We start from the raw sequence: 15,915 nt of genomic DNA, 5'->3' as shown, positions 1-15,915 counted from the left end.
GTCGGTGCGCCCGTCGGGTGTCAGTCGGTCTTGCGGCCGACCACGAAGTAGGCGATCGGCCCGAAATAATTCACGAAACTCAACGCCGCCCAGACCGGCTTGGGCCCCTTGACCTGGGCGGCCGGGCGCTTCTTGATGTCGCGCAGTGCGGCCGCCTGCAGGCCCAACTGGACGACCGCTCCGACGATGATGAGGGCTCGCGAGCGGGGTGGGAGTTGGTTGAACTTCTTGCGGTCGGTCATGTATCTCACAGTAGTCAGCCTTTTATTTCGTAATCCTAAGTATTAGGCTTACTAAGGTGTCTGAGAACGAGGTGACCGAACTCGCGGTCGCACTGCGCCCGACGCTGACCAGGCTCTACCTGGCCCTGCGACGGCATACACCGATCCGCGAGTACACCGCCGCGCAGGCGTCTGCGCTCGCCGTCCTGCTGGATCACGGACCGATGCGGATGGGCGAACTCGCCGACCGCGAGTCGATCCGGATGCCCACGGCGACCGCACTCATCGACGGATTGACCCGCAACGGTCTGGTCGAACGCCGACCCGATCCCGAGGATCGTCGCGCCGTGCTCGTCGCACTCACCGATCACGGCCGAGACGTCCTCGCCGCGGTCGGGGGACAGCGGGACAGCATCCTGACCGCTGCACTCAGCGCACTGACCGACGACGAGCGCGAGTCACTCGCCGCGGCCGCTCCAGCTCTCCGGGCCCTCCGGCAGCAGCTCGACGCCTGCTCCGCGCCCGGCGCCGCAGATTGAACACAGAGGAAGATGTATGACTGTCACCGAACACGAGGTGGCGCCGTCGTCGACGACACCATCCACCGAACACCATGAGTCGCTGCTGGCGACATTTCGACAACAGCCGCGCGCCGTCTGGGTGACCGCCTTCGCGGCGGTCATCGCCTTCATGGGCATCGGCCTCGTCGACCCGATCCTGAACACGATCCGCGAGGCGCTCAACGCTCCGCCGTCGAAGTTGACCCTGCTGTTCGCCGTCTACCTCGGCGTCCAGGTGGTGGCCATGCTGATCACCGGGTGGTCGGCCTACCGATTCGGCCCCAAGCGGACACTGACCGTCGGCCTCGCACTGATCGTGATCGCGGCCGGGGTGTCGACCTTTGCCGGTGACATCGACCAACTCATCGCCCTGCGTGTGCTCTGGGGCCTGGGCAACGCCTTGTTCATGGCCACCGCGCTGGCCTTCATCGTCGGCTCGGCACGCGGCGGACAGCACGGCGCGATCCTCCTGTACGAGGCAGCGCTCGGTGTCGGTCTCGCGGTCGGGCCCCTGGTCGGCGCCCTTCTGGGCGTGTGGACCTGGCGCGGACCGTTCGCGGGGACGGCGCTGCTGATGCTGATCGGCGCGGTTCTGTGTGCGTTGATGTTGCCGAAGGACGGGCCACGTGGCGACCGCGTTCCGGTGAGTGTCATCGATCCGATCAAGGCGCTGCGCAACCGTACCCTGCTGGTCACCTCCATCGGCTCGGCCTTCTACACCGGCGCGTTGTTCACCGTCATCGCCTATGCACCGCTGGCCATGGGGCTCTCGCCGATCCCGGCCGGTGTGGTGTTCTTCGGCTGGGGCCTGCTGACCGCGGTGTCGGGCGTGTTCGTCGCGCCGCGGCTCGCCGAGTGGCTCGGCCAGAAGGGCGGCGTGATCGCCGCCATCGGCGGCTATGGTGTCGCGATGGCGCTCGCCGGCATCGGCGTGATCACCGACCAGGTGTGGCTGACCGGACTCGCGATCGTCCTGTCCGGGTTGCCGTCGGGCATTCTCAACACCCTGTTCACCGGTGTCGCGATGTCGTCGGCGGACCCGAGCAAGCCGCGGTCGGTCGCCAGTGCCGGCTACAGCTTCCTGCGCTGGATGGGCGGCGCCGCATCCGCCGTGCTGGTCGCCTACCTGGCCGAGTGGTTCGCACCGTCGGCGCCGTTCTGGTTCGCAGTCGGCTACTGCGCCGTGGCCGTCGCCTCGGTCTCGCTGGTGCGCTCGGTCAAGGCCGACTCACATCACGTCGACGAGGACGCCGCCCTCGTCGGGGCCGAGGAGTTCTGAGTCTCCTCGAGGAGAATCGGCAGACCGACGTTGATTGCGTGGATTCCCACTGACGTCGACAGTTTGAGCACTTCCAAAATCTCCGTCTTCGTTACCCCAAGCGACAACGCGGCGCGAATGTGGCGGCGCAGACCAGGGGCATACATATGTGTACACGCCGCATCGACCGCGATACACAACAGCTGGACGACCTTGGGGGAGAGGACGCCACTGGTGTACGGCTCCATCACCGCCGTCAGATACTGCTCGGCCCAGTCCGGATCGAGGTCGTCGAGCCCGTCCCACATGTCATTCCAGGTTCCGTCGGCCTTCATGGCCGCGACGATCCCCGGCTCTGCGATCCCACGATCCTGGCGTCTGTCCCGTGCGGCGCTCATCCGGCGGTACCGGCCCGCGACGGCACCTTGAGTTCCCGTTTGAGGATCTTGCCCGTCGCAGTCATCGGCAACTCCGTCGTGAATGCAATGCTGCGCGGATACTTGTAGGCGGCCATCTGCCCTCTGCACCAGTCGATCAGTTCGTCCTCGGTGACATGGGCGCCGTCTGCACAAACGACGACAGCAGCCACTTCCTCGCCATGACGTTCGTCGTGCACGCTGACCACGGCAGCCAACGACACGGCGGGGTGCGACGACAGCACCTCCTCGATCTCGCGTGGGTAGACGTTGAACCCGCCTCGAACAATGAGGTCCTTGGACCGGTCGACGATGTAGTAGAAGCCGTCGTGATCGCGGCGAGCGAGATCACCGGTACGGAACCAGCCGCCCTCAGTCATCGTCGCGGCCGTGGCGTCGGGCCTGCCCAGGTATCCCTTCATCACGTTGTGGCCGCGCAGGACCAGTTCCCCGATCTCGCTCGGGCCCTCGACGATGCGCCCCTCGCTGTCGATCAGTCGCGCCTGCACTCCCCACACGGGTACGCCGACACTGCCGGGGCGGGGCGGCCGTTCGGGGTCACCGAACAGGGCAAGCGGCGATGTCTCCGACAACCCATAGCCCTCGCGGATGAGAATCCCCATCCGCTGTTCGAAACGCTCGAGGATGTCGGCGGGCAGTGCCGACCCTCCCGAGATCGCACATCGCATTGTCGCGGCGATGCGCGCGACGTCCACCGCGTCGACCGTGCCCGGGATATCGAGTTCCGCGAGCAGCGCCCAGTACATCGTCGGCACGCCGGCGAACACGGTGACATTCTCGACGAGCATCAGATCCAGCGCATCGGCCGCGGCGAATCGGGGCACCAGGACGAGCGTCGCACCCACGGACAATCCGGAGTTCATCATCACGGTCTGACCGAACGAGTGAAAGAGCGGAAGGGTCACGAGAAAGGTGTCCGGCCGGCTGGGATCGTTGTCGAACTGACGATTGGCGGTCAAAGCGTTGAGGACCATGTTCGCGTGAGTGAGTTCGGCACCCTTCGGCTTGCCCGTGGTGCCGCTGGTGTACAGGATCACCGCCGTGTCGTCGGGTGCGCGGCTGACCGTGTCGTGCGGAACGTCCCGATGCTCGGTAATCGCCTGCGTCAGTGTCATGGTGCCGGGAATCGGCGACGGTGCGTTGGGGTCGGCGGTGATCACCACCATGTCCGGTCGCCCGGTGGAGCTGGTACGACCGTCCCATCCGTCGGCACCCATGGGCAGGGCCGAGGTGCCCTCGAAACAGAGATAGACCTTGGCCCCGGAATCGTCGAGATGATAGGCGATCTCACGGGGCTTCAGGAGAATGTTGAGCGGGACGACGACTGCTCCCGCTTTGAGGATGCCGAAGTAGATCGCAACGAACTCTGCGATGTTCGGGCACGACAACGCGACCGCGTCACCGGGCCGTATCCCCCGGGCCGTCAGCATGCCGGCCACCAACGCGGCGCGCACATCGAGTTCGGTATACGTGATCCGCTCGTCACCGCAGACGACGGCAACGCGATCAGGATGCCGGCGAGCCGAATCCTCCAACATCACAGCAAGATTGAGCACTGGAGTCCTTCGTCAGTGAGAGCGTACCGGCGCACCGGTTGCGGATCGGACATCGTCGACACTGACGCCAGGGGCGCATTCGCGCAGCATCAGGCCGTTTCCGGTGACGTCGATGACCGCGAGATCGGTGATGATGCAGTCGACCACGCCCTCTCCGGTCAGGGGGAGCGTGCATCGATCGACCACCTTTGGTGCACCATGCTTGTCCCGGTGCTCCATCAACACGATCACGGTGCGCGCGCCATGCACAAGGTCCATCGCGCCGCCCATGCCCTTGACCATGGCGCCCGGCACCATCCAGTTCGCCAAGTCGCCGTACGCGGAGACCTGCATGCCCCCCAGGACGGCCACGTCGACATGCCCGCCGCGGATCATTCCGAAGCTCGCTGCCGAGTCGAAGAATGCAGCACCTGCGTTGACCGTCACGGTCTCCTTTCCAGCATTGATCAGATCGGGGTCGACCTGGCTCGGATCCGGGTAACCGCCGGTGCCGAGGATGCCGTTCTCACTGTGCAACCGCAGATCGTGCCCGTCGCGTAGATGGTCCGGAATGTTCGTGGGCAGTCCGATACCGAGATTGACGTAGCTCCCTCGTGGCAATTCTCCCGCCGCCCGCGCAGCCATCTCGGTGCGCGACCAGCCACTCACTCCCGTGATGTCTCCGGTGATCATCGTGGCGCCCTCCCCGGTGCTGCTGTGGTCAGCCGTTCAATCGTCTTGTGCTGAATTCCCGTGCACACCAGACGATCCACGTAGATTCCCGGCAGATGTACGGCACCTGGATCGATCTGACCCGCCGGCACCAGCTCCTCGACCTGGGCTATGCAGGTTCTACCAGCCGTCGCGGCAAGGGGATTGAAGTTCATCGCCGCCTTGTTGAACACCAGGTTCCCGTCGGTGTCGCCACGAATGGCATGTACCAGTGCGAAATCCGCGACGACCGATTCCTCGAGCACATACCGCTTCCCGCCCCATGCACCGTCGAACGCTCGAACCTCCTTCGGCGCGGACGCGACCGCAACTGTGCCGTCGCCACGATAGCGCCACGGCAGACCACCCTCGGCAATCGGAGTTCCGACCCCGGCCGGGGTGAAGAACGCCGGAATCCCCGCCCCACCCGCCCGCATCTTCTCGGCGAGTGTCCCTTGAGGTATCAGTTCCACCTCCAGCTCCCCGGCAAGGTACTGGCGCGAGAACTCCCTATTTCCACCCACGTACGACGCGGTGACGCGCCTGATCCTGTGTCCGTCCAACAAGATTCCCAATCCATGGCCGTCGATCCCGCAGTTGTTGGATATCACTTCGAGGTCGGTGGCGGTCCCGTCGGCCAGTGCACGGATGAGTTGATCGGGAATACCGGCCAACCCGAACCCGCCGACCACCAGGGACGCCCCGGTGTTGATATCGGCGACCGCCTCGGACGCCGTCGCACAGATGTCGGTCATCATCGCTTCCTTTCCGCGACAGCGCTCCCCGCGATCGGAGTTGCCGTCACCGCGATCAACTCGTCGAGCAGTTCCGTTGCGCGGGACCACCGACCGTAACCGGCCGCCGGGTTCAGATGGCCGACGTCGCCGAGGTCGACGACGCGACTACCCCAGTGCTCCGCCATACCGGTGATCCTTCGGAATCCGCCGAGCGCATCCGTGCGACTCGCGGCGACGATGCTCGCGAATGGCAACCGGCGTCGCGGAACGGGGTTCCAGCCGCCCCGGTCGATCTCCGCGGTTGTGGGATATCCCGGTGGCAATGGAAGTTCCAGGTCAGCAGGAGTCACGAGAAGAGCCCCTGCGATCTCACGATCGCTCTGGTGCGCCCAGTGCACGGTCGTGATCACACCTGCACTGTGGGCGACAATCACGATCGGCCCGTCGATCTCGCGGATCACGCTGTCGAGAACGGCAACTCTGGCCTGCCGGCTCAGTTTGTCCTGGTCGAGCGGAGGCACGGTCCGGACACGTTCGAGTTCGTCGGCGAGGTGCGTCTGCCAGTGCTCGGCGACGTGGTCCCTCAGGCCGGGAACGATCACCACGGTAGGGCGCGGTGAGTTGGCTGTGGCGGTGGTCATGAGGTGCTCCTGAGGTTCAGTGCGGCAAGCTTGCGCAGCCCCATCGGGTGCAGGCGTCGGCCGGCCACCAAAGCGATGATCGCGAGAATGTAGACGAGAGGCGAAAGCTGTAGTGCGCCGGACAAACCGATGTGGTCGGCGAGAACGCCCACCACGAATGGTCCCAACGCGAGGCCGAGAAGATTGTTGGCAACGGTCAGCGTGCCCATCGCCGATGCCCGGACCGACGAATGGGTCAGGTTGGCCACCATCGCCGCTGTCGGTCCCGATGACCCTGCCGAGAAGAAGGCGCCGATCCCGACCAGTACGAGCTGCGTCATTCCGGTTCCGAACCCGAAGCCGGCAGTGAGACAGACGAGCGAGATGACACAAAATGCGATGGCACTCAACCACTTACGAGTGATGTCGTGACGACCCAATCGGTCGGTGACCATCCCACAAACCACCATCCCGGTACCCACGAGGACGACCACCGCACCCGCCGCGACTCCGGCCCGATCCGGCGCGAGATCGTAATAGCGGTTGAAGAAGCTCGGCATCCAGGCCAGCAGGATGGCTGCGGTGAACATCTGCAGTCCTCCGCCGACATAGGCACAGAGCACGGCAGGGTTCGTGAACAGGCTCGACACAGGTGCGCGTTCTCCGGTGGAGCTGGAGGGCGCGGTGTAGTCGTTCCCGTACCGGCTCAGCCGGTCCTCGGTGACCAATGCCCGAAAGAGAGCGACCAACAACAGGCCCAGGACCGCCATGGCCGCGAACGACCAGCGCCAGCCGAGATGAACGGCGATCACTCCACCCAGGGCCACGCCGAGTACAGACCCAAAGGACCCGCCGGCCATGAACGCGCCGCTCAATGTGGCATGGACGCGCGGTGCGAAGATGCTGAGTACCAAAGCGATTCCCACACTGCCGTATGCGGCCTCACCCACCCCGACCAGGAATCGAGCCCCCAGCATCTGCTCATAGTTGCCGGCCACCGCACACAGGATCGTGGCGATCGACCAGAGGACCGCCATCAGTACGAGACTGCGGACTCGTCCCCATCGGTCGGCGACCAGTGACAGGGGGAGAGTCAACAGACCGACCATGAGGGCAACGACACTCGTCAGGGACGCCAACTCGGAATCGGTCAGCGCCCACGAATCCTTGAGGAACGGGAAGACTGCGCTCAGCACCTGCCGGGACATGTAGTCCGACAAGAGAAGTCCAAAGGTGAGCGCGAAAACGATCCACGGGTAGACCCGTGTGCGCCGGGATCGAGAGGTCGGTGATGGGGGTACCGCGGCAGATGTCGCGGCCGAGACGGGGGTACCCATGATGACTCCTGGTGGGTGGAGGTGGCCGAGTCAGGCGTGCTGGGTGAAGCCGACTTGGCCCGATCGACGATTGGGTGCGTAGCCGAGCTTGGCCAGAGTCTCGTCGGCGTCGCGGTAGGTGTCCCCGATCCGATATATTTCGCGGGCCTCCTTGCCCGTGGCCACCTCGCGGCCCAGTTCGCCCGCGATACGCACCAGCTGCTGGATCTGCTGGACGGACGTGAACTTCTCGCCGACGCGACCCCAGATGGTGTCCTCATTGCCGCAACGCGTGTGCAATCCCATCGCGATTGCCATCGCGTTGACCGGCAAGACCGAGCGCATCAACGTCTCGAGCGTCAGGCAGGCACCATCGGGGACGCGCTGGATGAAGTTCATGATGTTGTACGGGTTCGGCCCGTCGAATCCACCACCGATTCCGACCCAGGTGAGGTTCAGCGGACCCGTGTAGACACCCCGGCGGATGAGCCGCTCCACGGTCTCGAGCTGCGGAATGCTCGAGAGCTGGAAGTGCGGCTGGATGCCCGCGGCCTGCAGCCGTCGCAGGTGCTCCTCCACCCAACTCGGCCCGGCCGGAACCGTCATCTCGCGGTATGTCGTCGACAGATCGGGTCGCATCAGCGATGTCCCTGCGATGTCGTCGGCGGTCATCAGTTCCATGATGTTCATCTGGCTGGTGTTGATCGCGATGGTCACCTGGTCGGGTGCCGGGTCCAGTTCTGCCAGCATGTGGCGGGTGTCATCGGACAGCCACTTCGCCTCGGCCCCATCACCTTCCGGCGCGAACGAGATGGAGCCGCCCACCTGGAGGATCATCTCCGGCACTGCTTCCCGAAGTCCGGCAAGCAACTCGTTGAACTTCGACAACCGCTTGCTTCCCTTGCCGTCGAGTTCGCGGACATGGATGTGCAGCACGGTGGCCCCGGCGTCATAGCAGTCCACGGCCTTCTGCACGTGCTCGTCCATGGTGAGCGGCAAGTCCTCGCGGAAGTCGTCGAGTTCCCATTCGGGCCCATAGGGCGCCGCAGTTATGACGAGCTTCTCCTGCAGTTCGGGGAACAGCGCGTCGTCGTGGAAGTGCATGGTGATCTCCTTCGGATATGTTTGGTGGACAGTTGAATTGGTTGGTCAAGCCGGCACGTCGCCGCGGATGCCGGCGCGCTCCATCTTTCGAACAGCCGGCCAGTAGTCCTGCACCGCATAGTGTTGGGTGCATCTGTTGTCCCAGATGGCGACACTGTTCTCAGTCCATCGCCACCGGACCTGATACTCGGGAATCGAGGCTTGACTGATCAGGTACTGCAACAGGTTTCCGGCGCCCGGGGAGTAGTCGATACCGAACCGGACGTTGTCAGCGGTGTGGTAGTTGACCAGGTGGGTGGTGAACGAGTTGACGAACAGAATCTGCTCGCCGGTCTCCGGATGGGTACGCACCACTGGATGTTCGGCATCGGGGTACCGCTCGTGCAACGCCTGGCGCTGTTCGGGGAGCATGCGCGCACCGAAAGTCGCTTCGATGCTGTGGCGGGCCCGCAGACCAGCGATCCGCGCCTTGAGCGTCTCTGGGAGACGGCGGTAGGCCTCGGCCATGTTGACCCAGATGGTGTCCCCACCCACCGGCGGCGTCTCGACACAACGGAGCACGCAGCCGAACGGCGGGTTCTCCCGCCAAGTCGCGTCGCAGTGAAAAGCGTTCTCGAAATGCTCTGGCGGACTGTCGAGATCCTTGTAGATGCGAACGAGGCCAGGATGATCGGGATCGCTACCGACAACGGGATGATCCTCGAGTGGGCCGAACCGCTCGGCGAGTGCCACGTGCTCGGCCCGAGTGAAGTCTTGGTCACGGAAGAACAGCACCTTGTGCTGCGTGAGCAACGCTCGCAGTTCACTGAAAAGGTCATCGTCTCGGGACACTTCTCCGAGATCGACGTCGAACACCTCGGCTCCGATCGAGCACGTCAGCGGTTCGTGCCGAAGCGCGGTCGGTGCCGGCGTCCGGGTTGCAGTGGTCATGTGATTCGTCCTTTCTCGAACGCGGATGACGTGGTTCAGACCGAGAAGACCGACGAGCCGATGCTGCGTCCGGTCTCTAGATCCCGGTGTGCTGCAACAGCATCGGACAGGTCGTAGCGCTGATTGATCTCGATGCTGATGCCCCCGTCGCGGACATGGGAGAACAGTTCGCCGGCAAGGACCGCACGTTCCATGGGATCGGCGATGTAGTCGGCAAGGGCCGGGCGTGTGACGAACACCGATCCCTGAGTCGCCAGTTGCATCGCATCAATCGGCGGGATCGGACCCGCCGCTGTGCCGAAGCACACCAGTAATCCACGACGTGCCACACACTGCAACGAGGACTGGAAGGTGGTGGCGCCGATGCTGTCGAAGACCACCGGCACACCTACGCCGTCCGTCAGTTCGCGTACGCGATCGACGACGTTCTCGCGGGTGTACACGATGACGTGATCACAGCCGTGTCGCCGCGCCACATCCGCCTTCTGGTCGGTGGACACCGTACCGATCACACGGAGACCCAGAAGCTTCGCCCACTGGCAGAAGATCAGCCCCACCCCACCGGCAGCGGCGTGCAGCAACACCGTGTCCCCGGCCACCAACGGCCATATCCGCCGCAGTAGATAGGCGGTCGTCAAGCCCCGCATCGTCATCGCCGCCGCGACGTCGAAAGCAACCCCGTCGGGAAGGGGAATCAGACTGTCTGCGGGCATCACCCGTTCGGTGCTGTACGCCCCGAGCGGACTTCCGGTGTAGGTCACCCGATCACCGGTGCACACCGTCGTGACCCCTTCACCCACGGCGGTGATCACGCCGGCGCCCTCGACTCCCATTCCGGCCGGCAGCGGCGCCGGGTACAAGCCGGTCCGAAAATAGGTGTCGGCGAAGTTGAGTCCGACGGCCTTGTGCTCGATCCGCACTTCGCCGGGTGCCGGATCCCCGACCGCGACGGTCTCCCAACGCAAGACCTCCGGGCCGCCGGTCTCATAGAAGCGCACAGCTTTTGCCACGATGTCTCCTCCTCGATGTGATGGTCGCTGCTGTCGACGATCCGATGTGATGCAGATGACATTAGGTTGGCGCGGCATGGCTTGCTTTTCCCCACGTGACAGAGAACTGATCATTTCGGGACGTAGGGTGAACGTATGAAACCTCTCGCCCGGTACGCGTCGCTGAACAATTTCGTCGAGCTCGGGCACACTCTCGGGTTCGATCCGGCCCAGCTCGTCCGAGAGGTCGGGCTCGACCCCGCGAGCCTGCGGCTGCACGATCGCTGGGTCCCGGCCGACGCGATCGCCGAATTGCTCGAGCTGGCCGCGGGTGTATCCGGCCGATCAGACGTTGGGCTCACTCTCGCCGGGTACCGCCGACTCGCCAACCTCGGGCCGTTGAGCCTCGCCATCCGAGAGGAGCCCGACGTCCGCAGCGCACTCGAGGTCCTGATCCGCCATCAACACATGTACAACGAAGCAGTCCGCACACGACTGACCGAGATGAGCGGAATCGCGACGATCGCGATCACGGTGGATGTCGGCCGGGAGGGCACCTTTCCGCAATCGATGGATCTCGCGGTCGGTGTGGTGCACAGTTTGATCCGAGGATTCATCTCGGCGGACTGGCAGCCGTTAGGGGTGTCTTTCACCCATCGGGCCCCGGTCGATCCCACGCATCACCACCGCTTCTTCGGCACTACGGTTCAGTTCGATCAGGATTTCGACGGGATCTCGCTGTACGCCCGGGATCTCGACACACCGAACGGTCTGGCGGACCCGGAACTACGGCGATACACCCACCAGTTCCTGGACGAGATCGCCGCATCTGCTGGTCCGACAACCGAGCGAAGGGTGCGCGAGCTCATCGAACTCCTGTTGCCGACTGGCCGTTGCTCGGTCGATCAAGTCGCCCGGAGCCTCGGAGTGGACCGCCGGACCGTACACCGCAAGCTGGCGGCCGAGGGACAGACGTTCACGACCGTGCTCGACGTCACCCGTGTCGAACTCGCGCGACACATGGTGGCCGGCCGACGACACAGCCTCACGGAAGTCGCTGACCTGCTGGGATTCTCATCCCCAGGCAACTTCTCACGTTGGTTCCGTCGACGATTCGACCAGAGTCCGTCGACGTGGCGACGCGCGCACGCTGACCAGTGAGGCCGAAGGACCTACCGTCGACGTCCGGTGGCGGAGAATCCACGGGCATGTGGGGAGCAGTGCCGCGGTGGCGATGACCGTCTCCTGTCGCAGGAGCACTCCACCACGACGCTCAGTCCAGCCAGTCCAACACCGCGGCCGCGGTCCAACTCTGCTGCATGCTGCCCAACGGTTCGCCCGTGAACGGCTCGTAGTACTCCGCGAATGCGCCGTCGGTGGCCTGCCGCAGCCCCTCCTCGCGGAGTCGCGCCGACCGTTCGGTCCAACCGCGCCGCGCGAACGCCCAACTGAACAGCCACGTCATCACCGGCCAGACGGGCCCGCGCCAGTACTCGCGCGGACGAAAGTCCATCGAGATCGGCGACGTCGACGGGGGCACGGCGTAGCGGAGGTCGGGATGCCCGCAAAAGCGGGGACCGTCGAACAGCCGCAGCAGCGCCCGCTCACGTTCCCGGGACAGACCACCGCAGATCAGCGGCGCGAACGCGGCGATCGTCTCGGTGGTGATCCACGCGTCGGCCCGTAGGTCGTAGTCGCGGGCCGCGCCGTTGCGATCGTTGGCAGCAGCCACCACGCCGGCACGGAACCGGTCGGCCCAGGCACGGAGGTCACGGACGTCGGATCGGGGTTTGGAGTAGTCCTCGCCGATGGTCGCGAGCACGTCGCAGGCGACCGAGAAGATCGCGCTGACGAAGACGTCCTCGACCGCGAAGCTCATCACCTTGGGCAGCAGGTCGTCGTCGTAGTGAGCGCGTTTCATCTGCTCGACGAGCCAGATGTAGCGGTCGTACTCGAGGTCGGTCGGCCGCATCGACTCGTCCGTCACATGATCGAGGTCGGCGCGCTCGTACGGCGGAAGATCTTGCCCCGGAACCACATTCGCGTAAGCGGTGTCCCACCGCGGCGAGTTGTCCATACCCGACTCCCAGCCGTGGAAGAGGGTGATCCGTCCGTTGCCGTGCGGGTCACGGGCATGGGCGAGCCACCGATGCCAACGCACCAGCGCGCCCCACCGTCGGTCGATGAACTCGTTGGCGACCGCGCGTGTGGTGCGACCGTGCCGGCGCGAATGATCCAGAATGCGTTGCACGGCAATCGCATGCACGGGTGGTTGGGTGATGCCGGAGGTGTCCGGATAGTCGGGGGCACAGTCGGCCAGGCGCGCGCACTCCCAGCGCGCCGGCCCCGGGAAGTAACCGTCACGGCCGTTCGCGAACACGATGTGCGGGATCATGCCGTTCGCCCACTGCGCAGACAGCAGGGTGTCCATCTCGATCACGGCCCGCTCCACCGACAACGGCGCCAACCCGACCGTCACGAATGCGGCATCCCAGCTCCACATGTGTGGGTAGAGCTTGGGGGCGGCACTGGTCATGGTCCCCAGATCGTTGCCGCGGAGCAGATACGCGGCACGCGCGGACAACTGAGTCGGGGTGAATCCATACCGGGCCACGCGTCGATTCTGCCCTGCCCGTCGCGGCGTCGCGCATCGGGTGATCCGGACAGTCGACGGGCACGCACTAATCTCGATGATGTGCCAACCGCTTTGATCACCGGAGCAAGCCGAGGTCTCGGTGCCGAAATCGCCCGTCAACTCGCCCCGACCCACGACCTTCTGCTCGGCGGACGCCCCTCGGCCGAACTCGACCGACTCGCCACCGAACTCGACGGCGCCAGCACGTTTGCCGTCGAGCTCACCGATTACGACGAGGTCGAGGCTGCCGTCGAGGCCATCTCGTCGCTGGACGTCCTCGTCCACAGCGCCGGGGTCGGCACCAGCCTCGAACCGGTGGCCGACACGACAGTGGAGGAGTGGCATCACGTCCTCGAGGTGAATCTCGTGGCCGCGGCTGAGCTCACACGACTGCTGCTCCCGGCACTGCGCGACGCCGCCGGCCATGTGGTCTTCATCAATTCCGGTGCGGGTCGTCGCGCCAATCCCGGGTGGGCGCCGTACGCGGCCAGCAAGTTCGGACTGCGGGCGCTCGCCGACGCCCTGCGCGCCGAGGAGACGTCACTGCGTGTGACGTCGGTGTTCCCCGGCCGGATCGACACCGACATGCAACGCGACATCGTGGCGATCGAGGGGCGGGCTTACGATCCGTCGGCGTTCCTGTCGCCGGCGACCGTCGCGACCAGCGTGGTGCAGGCGATCGCGACACCGGCTGATGCGCACCCAGAGGAGATCGTGCTGCGGCCGACCGGGCGCGGCTGAAAACGTCCCCGTGACGGGTCCTGTTGGGGGATACCCCACGGACCATCCTCACGGGGACGATTTCGGTCACTCGTGATCAGAGCTGCTTGAGGTCCGACTGCTCCCAGACCGCGCGCATCGACGACACCTTGCCCTCGTCGTCGAACACCATGATGTCGATGGGGGTGATCTCGAACTTCATCCCCGACGTGCCGGTGACCAGGGTGAACTCGAACACCGCGGTATCGCCCGCGATCTTCTTCCACTTGAGGGTCGCCGTCCGCTCGTCCATGCCGGTGATCACCGAATAGAACTCCACGAGCTGCTCACGGGTGTTGCGCACCTCTGCGCCGATCGGATCCTCGACGGTCGCGGTGGCCGCGTAGAGGTCTGCGATCTGCTCGGCCGTACCCGAGTTGAGCAGATTCACATACGCGTCCACGGTCGCGTTGATCTTCTCGGCCAGCGTTGCCTGCTCCACGGTCATCCGGAATGCCTTTCGTCGAAGTAGAACGTGTTCTACTTCGAGACGGTAGCACCCGCGGTCCGCACCGACGAGCGGATCCTCACTTCAGATCGGCGCTCGACCGCCCCAGCACACGACGGGCGATGATCAGCTGCTGGATCTGCTGGGTGCCCTCGAAGATGTCGAGGATCTTGGCGTCGCGAGCCCACTTCTCGAGCAACGAGGTCTCGGAGAAACCGGGCGTCGCCGCGATTTCCACGGCCTTGTTGGTGACGTCGGTGACCATGCGTCCGGCCTTGGCCTTCGACATGGATGCCTCCGCCGAGTTCGGCTGCTTCTCGTCGGCCATCCACGCGGCACGCAACGTGAGCAACCACGAAGCCTCCCAATCGGATTCGAGCCGGATGAACTCGCTGACGGCGGCGTGCTGGGCGGCGGCCGGACGGTCGTAGTCGACCGTGTGGCCTGCCTCTTCCAGGACACGGCGGAGTTCCTCGAGCGCCGCCCGGCCGAGACCGACGGCCATCGCGGCCACCACCGGACGCGTGTTGTCGAAGGTCTGCATGACCCCGCCGAACGCCTTCTTGGTGTCCACCTCGGGCGACCCGAGCAGGTTGCCCGCGGGCACCCGAGCGTTCTCGAAGCGGAGAACGGCCGTGTCCGAGGCCTTGATTCCCAGCTTGTGTTCGAGCCGCGCGACGGTGACGCCCTCGGTGTCCATCGGCACCACGAAACTCTTGATGGCGGCCCGGCCTGCGCTGCGATCCACCGTCGCCCACACGACCACGTGGTCGGCCCGCGAACCTGCGGTGACGAAGATCTTCTCCCCGTTGATCACGTAGTCGTCGCCGTCGCGGACCGCGGTCGTCGAGACCGCCGCGGAGTCGGAGCCGAAACTCGGCTCGGTGATCGCCATCGCAGCCCAGACACCCGAGAACTCCTCGAGCTGCTCGGGGCTCGCGACCGCGGCGATCGCCGCGTTGCCGAGCCCTTGCCCCGGCATCGAGAGCAACAGGCCGACGTCTCCCCAGCTCATCTCCCGCGCAGCGACGACCGCACCGATGCTCGCACCGCTGGGCCGGTCGCCCCCGGACGACGCGCCACCGCCCTTCTTGGCGAGCTTCGCGAGTTCGTCGAGTTCCACCGGGTACTCGTGTTCGGCCTTGTCGTACTTGCGCGACACCGGCCGCAGGAAGTGTTCGGCAGCCAGGTGTGTGCGCTCGACCGTGGAATCGAAAGTCGACGGGAGCTCGAGGTTGATCGCCATGCGGCAATCTTACTGGCCGGTAAGTTCTTTTCCAACCCCCGTTGAGGGCTTACTCTCGAACGCGTGACTTACGACGACGGTCTCGCCTTCCGTATTCGCGGCATGCTGGCGGAGGAGTGCGGCGTCGACGAACGTTCGATGTTCGGCGGGCTGGCGTTCTTGATCAACGGGAACATGGCCGTCGCCGCGAGCGACCAGGGCGGCCTGATGGTCCGGGTACCGCCCGAGGAGACCGAGGTACTCCTCGAGTTCGAACACACCACCCCCATGACGGTCGCCGACCGCCAGCCCAGCGGATGGCTCCAGATCTCCGACGACGGCATCCGCACCGAGCGACAGTTGCAGCGCTGGGTCACCCTGGGCGCCGCCTACGCGCGCAAACTGCCACCGAAGTGACCGTGCAGAATCT

18 protein-coding genes are annotated in these 15,915 nt (G+C 65.2%); 5 read left to right on the top strand and 13 right to left on the bottom strand.

Going from position 1 to position 15,915, the window contains the following annotated elements; all coding sequences use genetic code 11:
- Positions 1 to 20 precede the first annotated feature (20 nt).
- Positions 21 to 242, bottom strand: coding sequence for a PLDc N-terminal domain-containing protein (locus AAFP35_RS04580; protein ID WP_419220362.1), 222 nt, complete (start codon positions 240 to 242; stop codon positions 21 to 23).
- A gap of 56 nt (positions 243 to 298) precedes the next feature.
- On the opposite strand from AAFP35_RS04580, the gene AAFP35_RS04575 reads away from it, so the two are divergent.
- Both AAFP35_RS04575 and AAFP35_RS04570 read left to right on the top strand, forming a co-directional pair.
- On the top strand, positions 299 to 760 hold the full coding sequence (locus tag AAFP35_RS04575; protein WP_419220361.1) for a MarR family winged helix-turn-helix transcriptional regulator: 462 nt from the start codon (positions 299 to 301) through the stop codon (positions 758 to 760).
- A 16-nt stretch (positions 761 to 776) separates the two neighbouring features.
- Complete coding sequence (locus AAFP35_RS04570) at positions 777 to 2,060, top strand: MFS transporter (RefSeq protein ID WP_419220360.1); 1,284 nt, start codon at positions 777 to 779, stop codon at positions 2,058 to 2,060.
- On the opposite strand, the gene AAFP35_RS04565 is transcribed toward AAFP35_RS04570, so the two are convergent.
- The 9 genes from AAFP35_RS04565 to AAFP35_RS04525 form a co-directional block, all read right to left on the bottom strand.
- Positions 2,015 to 2,347 carry a carboxymuconolactone decarboxylase family protein gene (locus tag AAFP35_RS04565; protein WP_419220453.1) on the bottom strand — a complete coding sequence of 111 codons (333 nt, stop codon included), beginning with the start codon at positions 2,345 to 2,347 and terminating at the stop codon, positions 2,015 to 2,017. The genes AAFP35_RS04570 and AAFP35_RS04565 overlap by 46 nt on opposite strands.
- A gap of 86 nt (positions 2,348 to 2,433) precedes the next feature.
- Complete coding sequence (locus tag AAFP35_RS04560; RefSeq protein ID WP_419220359.1) at positions 2,434 to 4,032, bottom strand: long-chain-fatty-acid--CoA ligase; 1,599 nt, start codon at positions 4,030 to 4,032, stop codon at positions 2,434 to 2,436.
- A gap of 12 nt (positions 4,033 to 4,044) precedes the next feature.
- The gene (locus AAFP35_RS04555; protein ID WP_419220358.1) at positions 4,045 to 4,704 is read right to left on the bottom strand and encodes a 3-oxoacid CoA-transferase subunit B; all 660 of its coding nucleotides are present in this window, start codon (positions 4,702 to 4,704) and stop codon (positions 4,045 to 4,047) included.
- Positions 4,701 to 5,477 carry a CoA transferase subunit A gene (locus AAFP35_RS04550; RefSeq protein ID WP_419220357.1) on the bottom strand — a complete coding sequence of 259 codons (777 nt, stop codon included), beginning with the start codon at positions 5,475 to 5,477 and terminating at the stop codon, positions 4,701 to 4,703. The genes AAFP35_RS04555 and AAFP35_RS04550 overlap by 4 nt, the downstream gene beginning before the upstream one ends.
- Complete coding sequence (locus tag AAFP35_RS04545) at positions 5,477 to 6,100, bottom strand: RBBP9/YdeN family alpha/beta hydrolase (protein WP_419220356.1); 624 nt, start codon at positions 6,098 to 6,100, stop codon at positions 5,477 to 5,479. The genes AAFP35_RS04550 and AAFP35_RS04545 overlap by 1 nt, the downstream gene beginning before the upstream one ends.
- Complete coding sequence (locus AAFP35_RS04540) at positions 6,097 to 7,416, bottom strand: MFS transporter (protein WP_419220355.1); 1,320 nt, start codon at positions 7,414 to 7,416, stop codon at positions 6,097 to 6,099. Before AAFP35_RS04540 ends, AAFP35_RS04545 begins: the two co-directional genes overlap by 4 nt.
- Before the next feature lie 30 nt (positions 7,417 to 7,446).
- On the bottom strand, positions 7,447 to 8,499 hold the full coding sequence (locus AAFP35_RS04535; RefSeq protein ID WP_419220354.1) for a 3-keto-5-aminohexanoate cleavage protein: 1,053 nt from the start codon (positions 8,497 to 8,499) through the stop codon (positions 7,447 to 7,449).
- A gap of 45 nt (positions 8,500 to 8,544) precedes the next feature.
- The gene (locus AAFP35_RS04530) at positions 8,545 to 9,429 is read right to left on the bottom strand and encodes a TauD/TfdA dioxygenase family protein (RefSeq protein ID WP_419220353.1); all 885 of its coding nucleotides are present in this window, start codon (positions 9,427 to 9,429) and stop codon (positions 8,545 to 8,547) included.
- Between the two features lie 35 nt (positions 9,430 to 9,464).
- On the bottom strand, positions 9,465 to 10,439 hold the full coding sequence (locus tag AAFP35_RS04525; RefSeq protein WP_419220352.1) for a quinone oxidoreductase family protein: 975 nt from the start codon (positions 10,437 to 10,439) through the stop codon (positions 9,465 to 9,467).
- A gap of 135 nt (positions 10,440 to 10,574) precedes the next feature.
- On the opposite strand from AAFP35_RS04525, the gene AAFP35_RS04520 reads away from it, so the two are divergent.
- Positions 10,575 to 11,579 carry an AraC family transcriptional regulator gene (locus AAFP35_RS04520; protein ID WP_419220351.1) on the top strand — a complete coding sequence of 335 codons (1,005 nt, stop codon included), beginning with the start codon at positions 10,575 to 10,577 and terminating at the stop codon, positions 11,577 to 11,579.
- A 112-nt stretch (positions 11,580 to 11,691) separates the two neighbouring features.
- Here the strand turns inward: AAFP35_RS04520 and ggh are convergent, their stop codons facing one another.
- Positions 11,692 to 13,032, bottom strand: coding sequence for a glucosylglycerate hydrolase (gene ggh, locus AAFP35_RS04515; RefSeq protein ID WP_419220350.1), 1,341 nt, complete (start codon positions 13,030 to 13,032; stop codon positions 11,692 to 11,694).
- 81 nt (positions 13,033 to 13,113) lie between these two features.
- Here ggh and AAFP35_RS04510 point away from each other — a divergent pair, with 81 nt between their 5' ends.
- Entirely contained in the window at positions 13,114 to 13,794 is a 681-nt protein-coding gene (locus AAFP35_RS04510) for an SDR family oxidoreductase (protein WP_419220349.1), read from the top strand.
- A 76-nt stretch (positions 13,795 to 13,870) separates the two neighbouring features.
- Here the strand turns inward: AAFP35_RS04510 and AAFP35_RS04505 are convergent, their stop codons facing one another.
- Positions 13,871 to 14,260 (bottom strand): nuclear transport factor 2 family protein, encoded by a 390-nt coding sequence (locus tag AAFP35_RS04505; RefSeq protein WP_419220348.1) that lies wholly within the window; start codon positions 14,258 to 14,260, stop codon positions 13,871 to 13,873.
- Positions 14,261 to 14,339: 79 nt separating this feature from the next.
- Entirely contained in the window at positions 14,340 to 15,506 is a 1,167-nt protein-coding gene (locus AAFP35_RS04500) for an acyl-CoA dehydrogenase family protein (RefSeq protein ID WP_419220347.1), read from the bottom strand.
- Positions 15,507 to 15,569: 63 nt separating this feature from the next.
- Here AAFP35_RS04500 and AAFP35_RS04495 point away from each other — a divergent pair, with 63 nt between their 5' ends.
- Entirely contained in the window at positions 15,570 to 15,902 is a 333-nt protein-coding gene (locus AAFP35_RS04495) for a TfoX/Sxy family protein (RefSeq protein ID WP_419220346.1), read from the top strand.
- The last annotated feature ends 13 nt before the right edge of the window (positions 15,903 to 15,915 follow it).

This window comes from Gordonia sp. CPCC 206044, assembly GCF_048537895.1.
GTDB lineage: Bacteria > Actinomycetota > Actinomycetes > Mycobacteriales > Mycobacteriaceae > Gordonia.
Note: the sequence above shows the minus strand (reverse complement) of the source record. Positions and strands in the feature narration are given on the sequence as shown.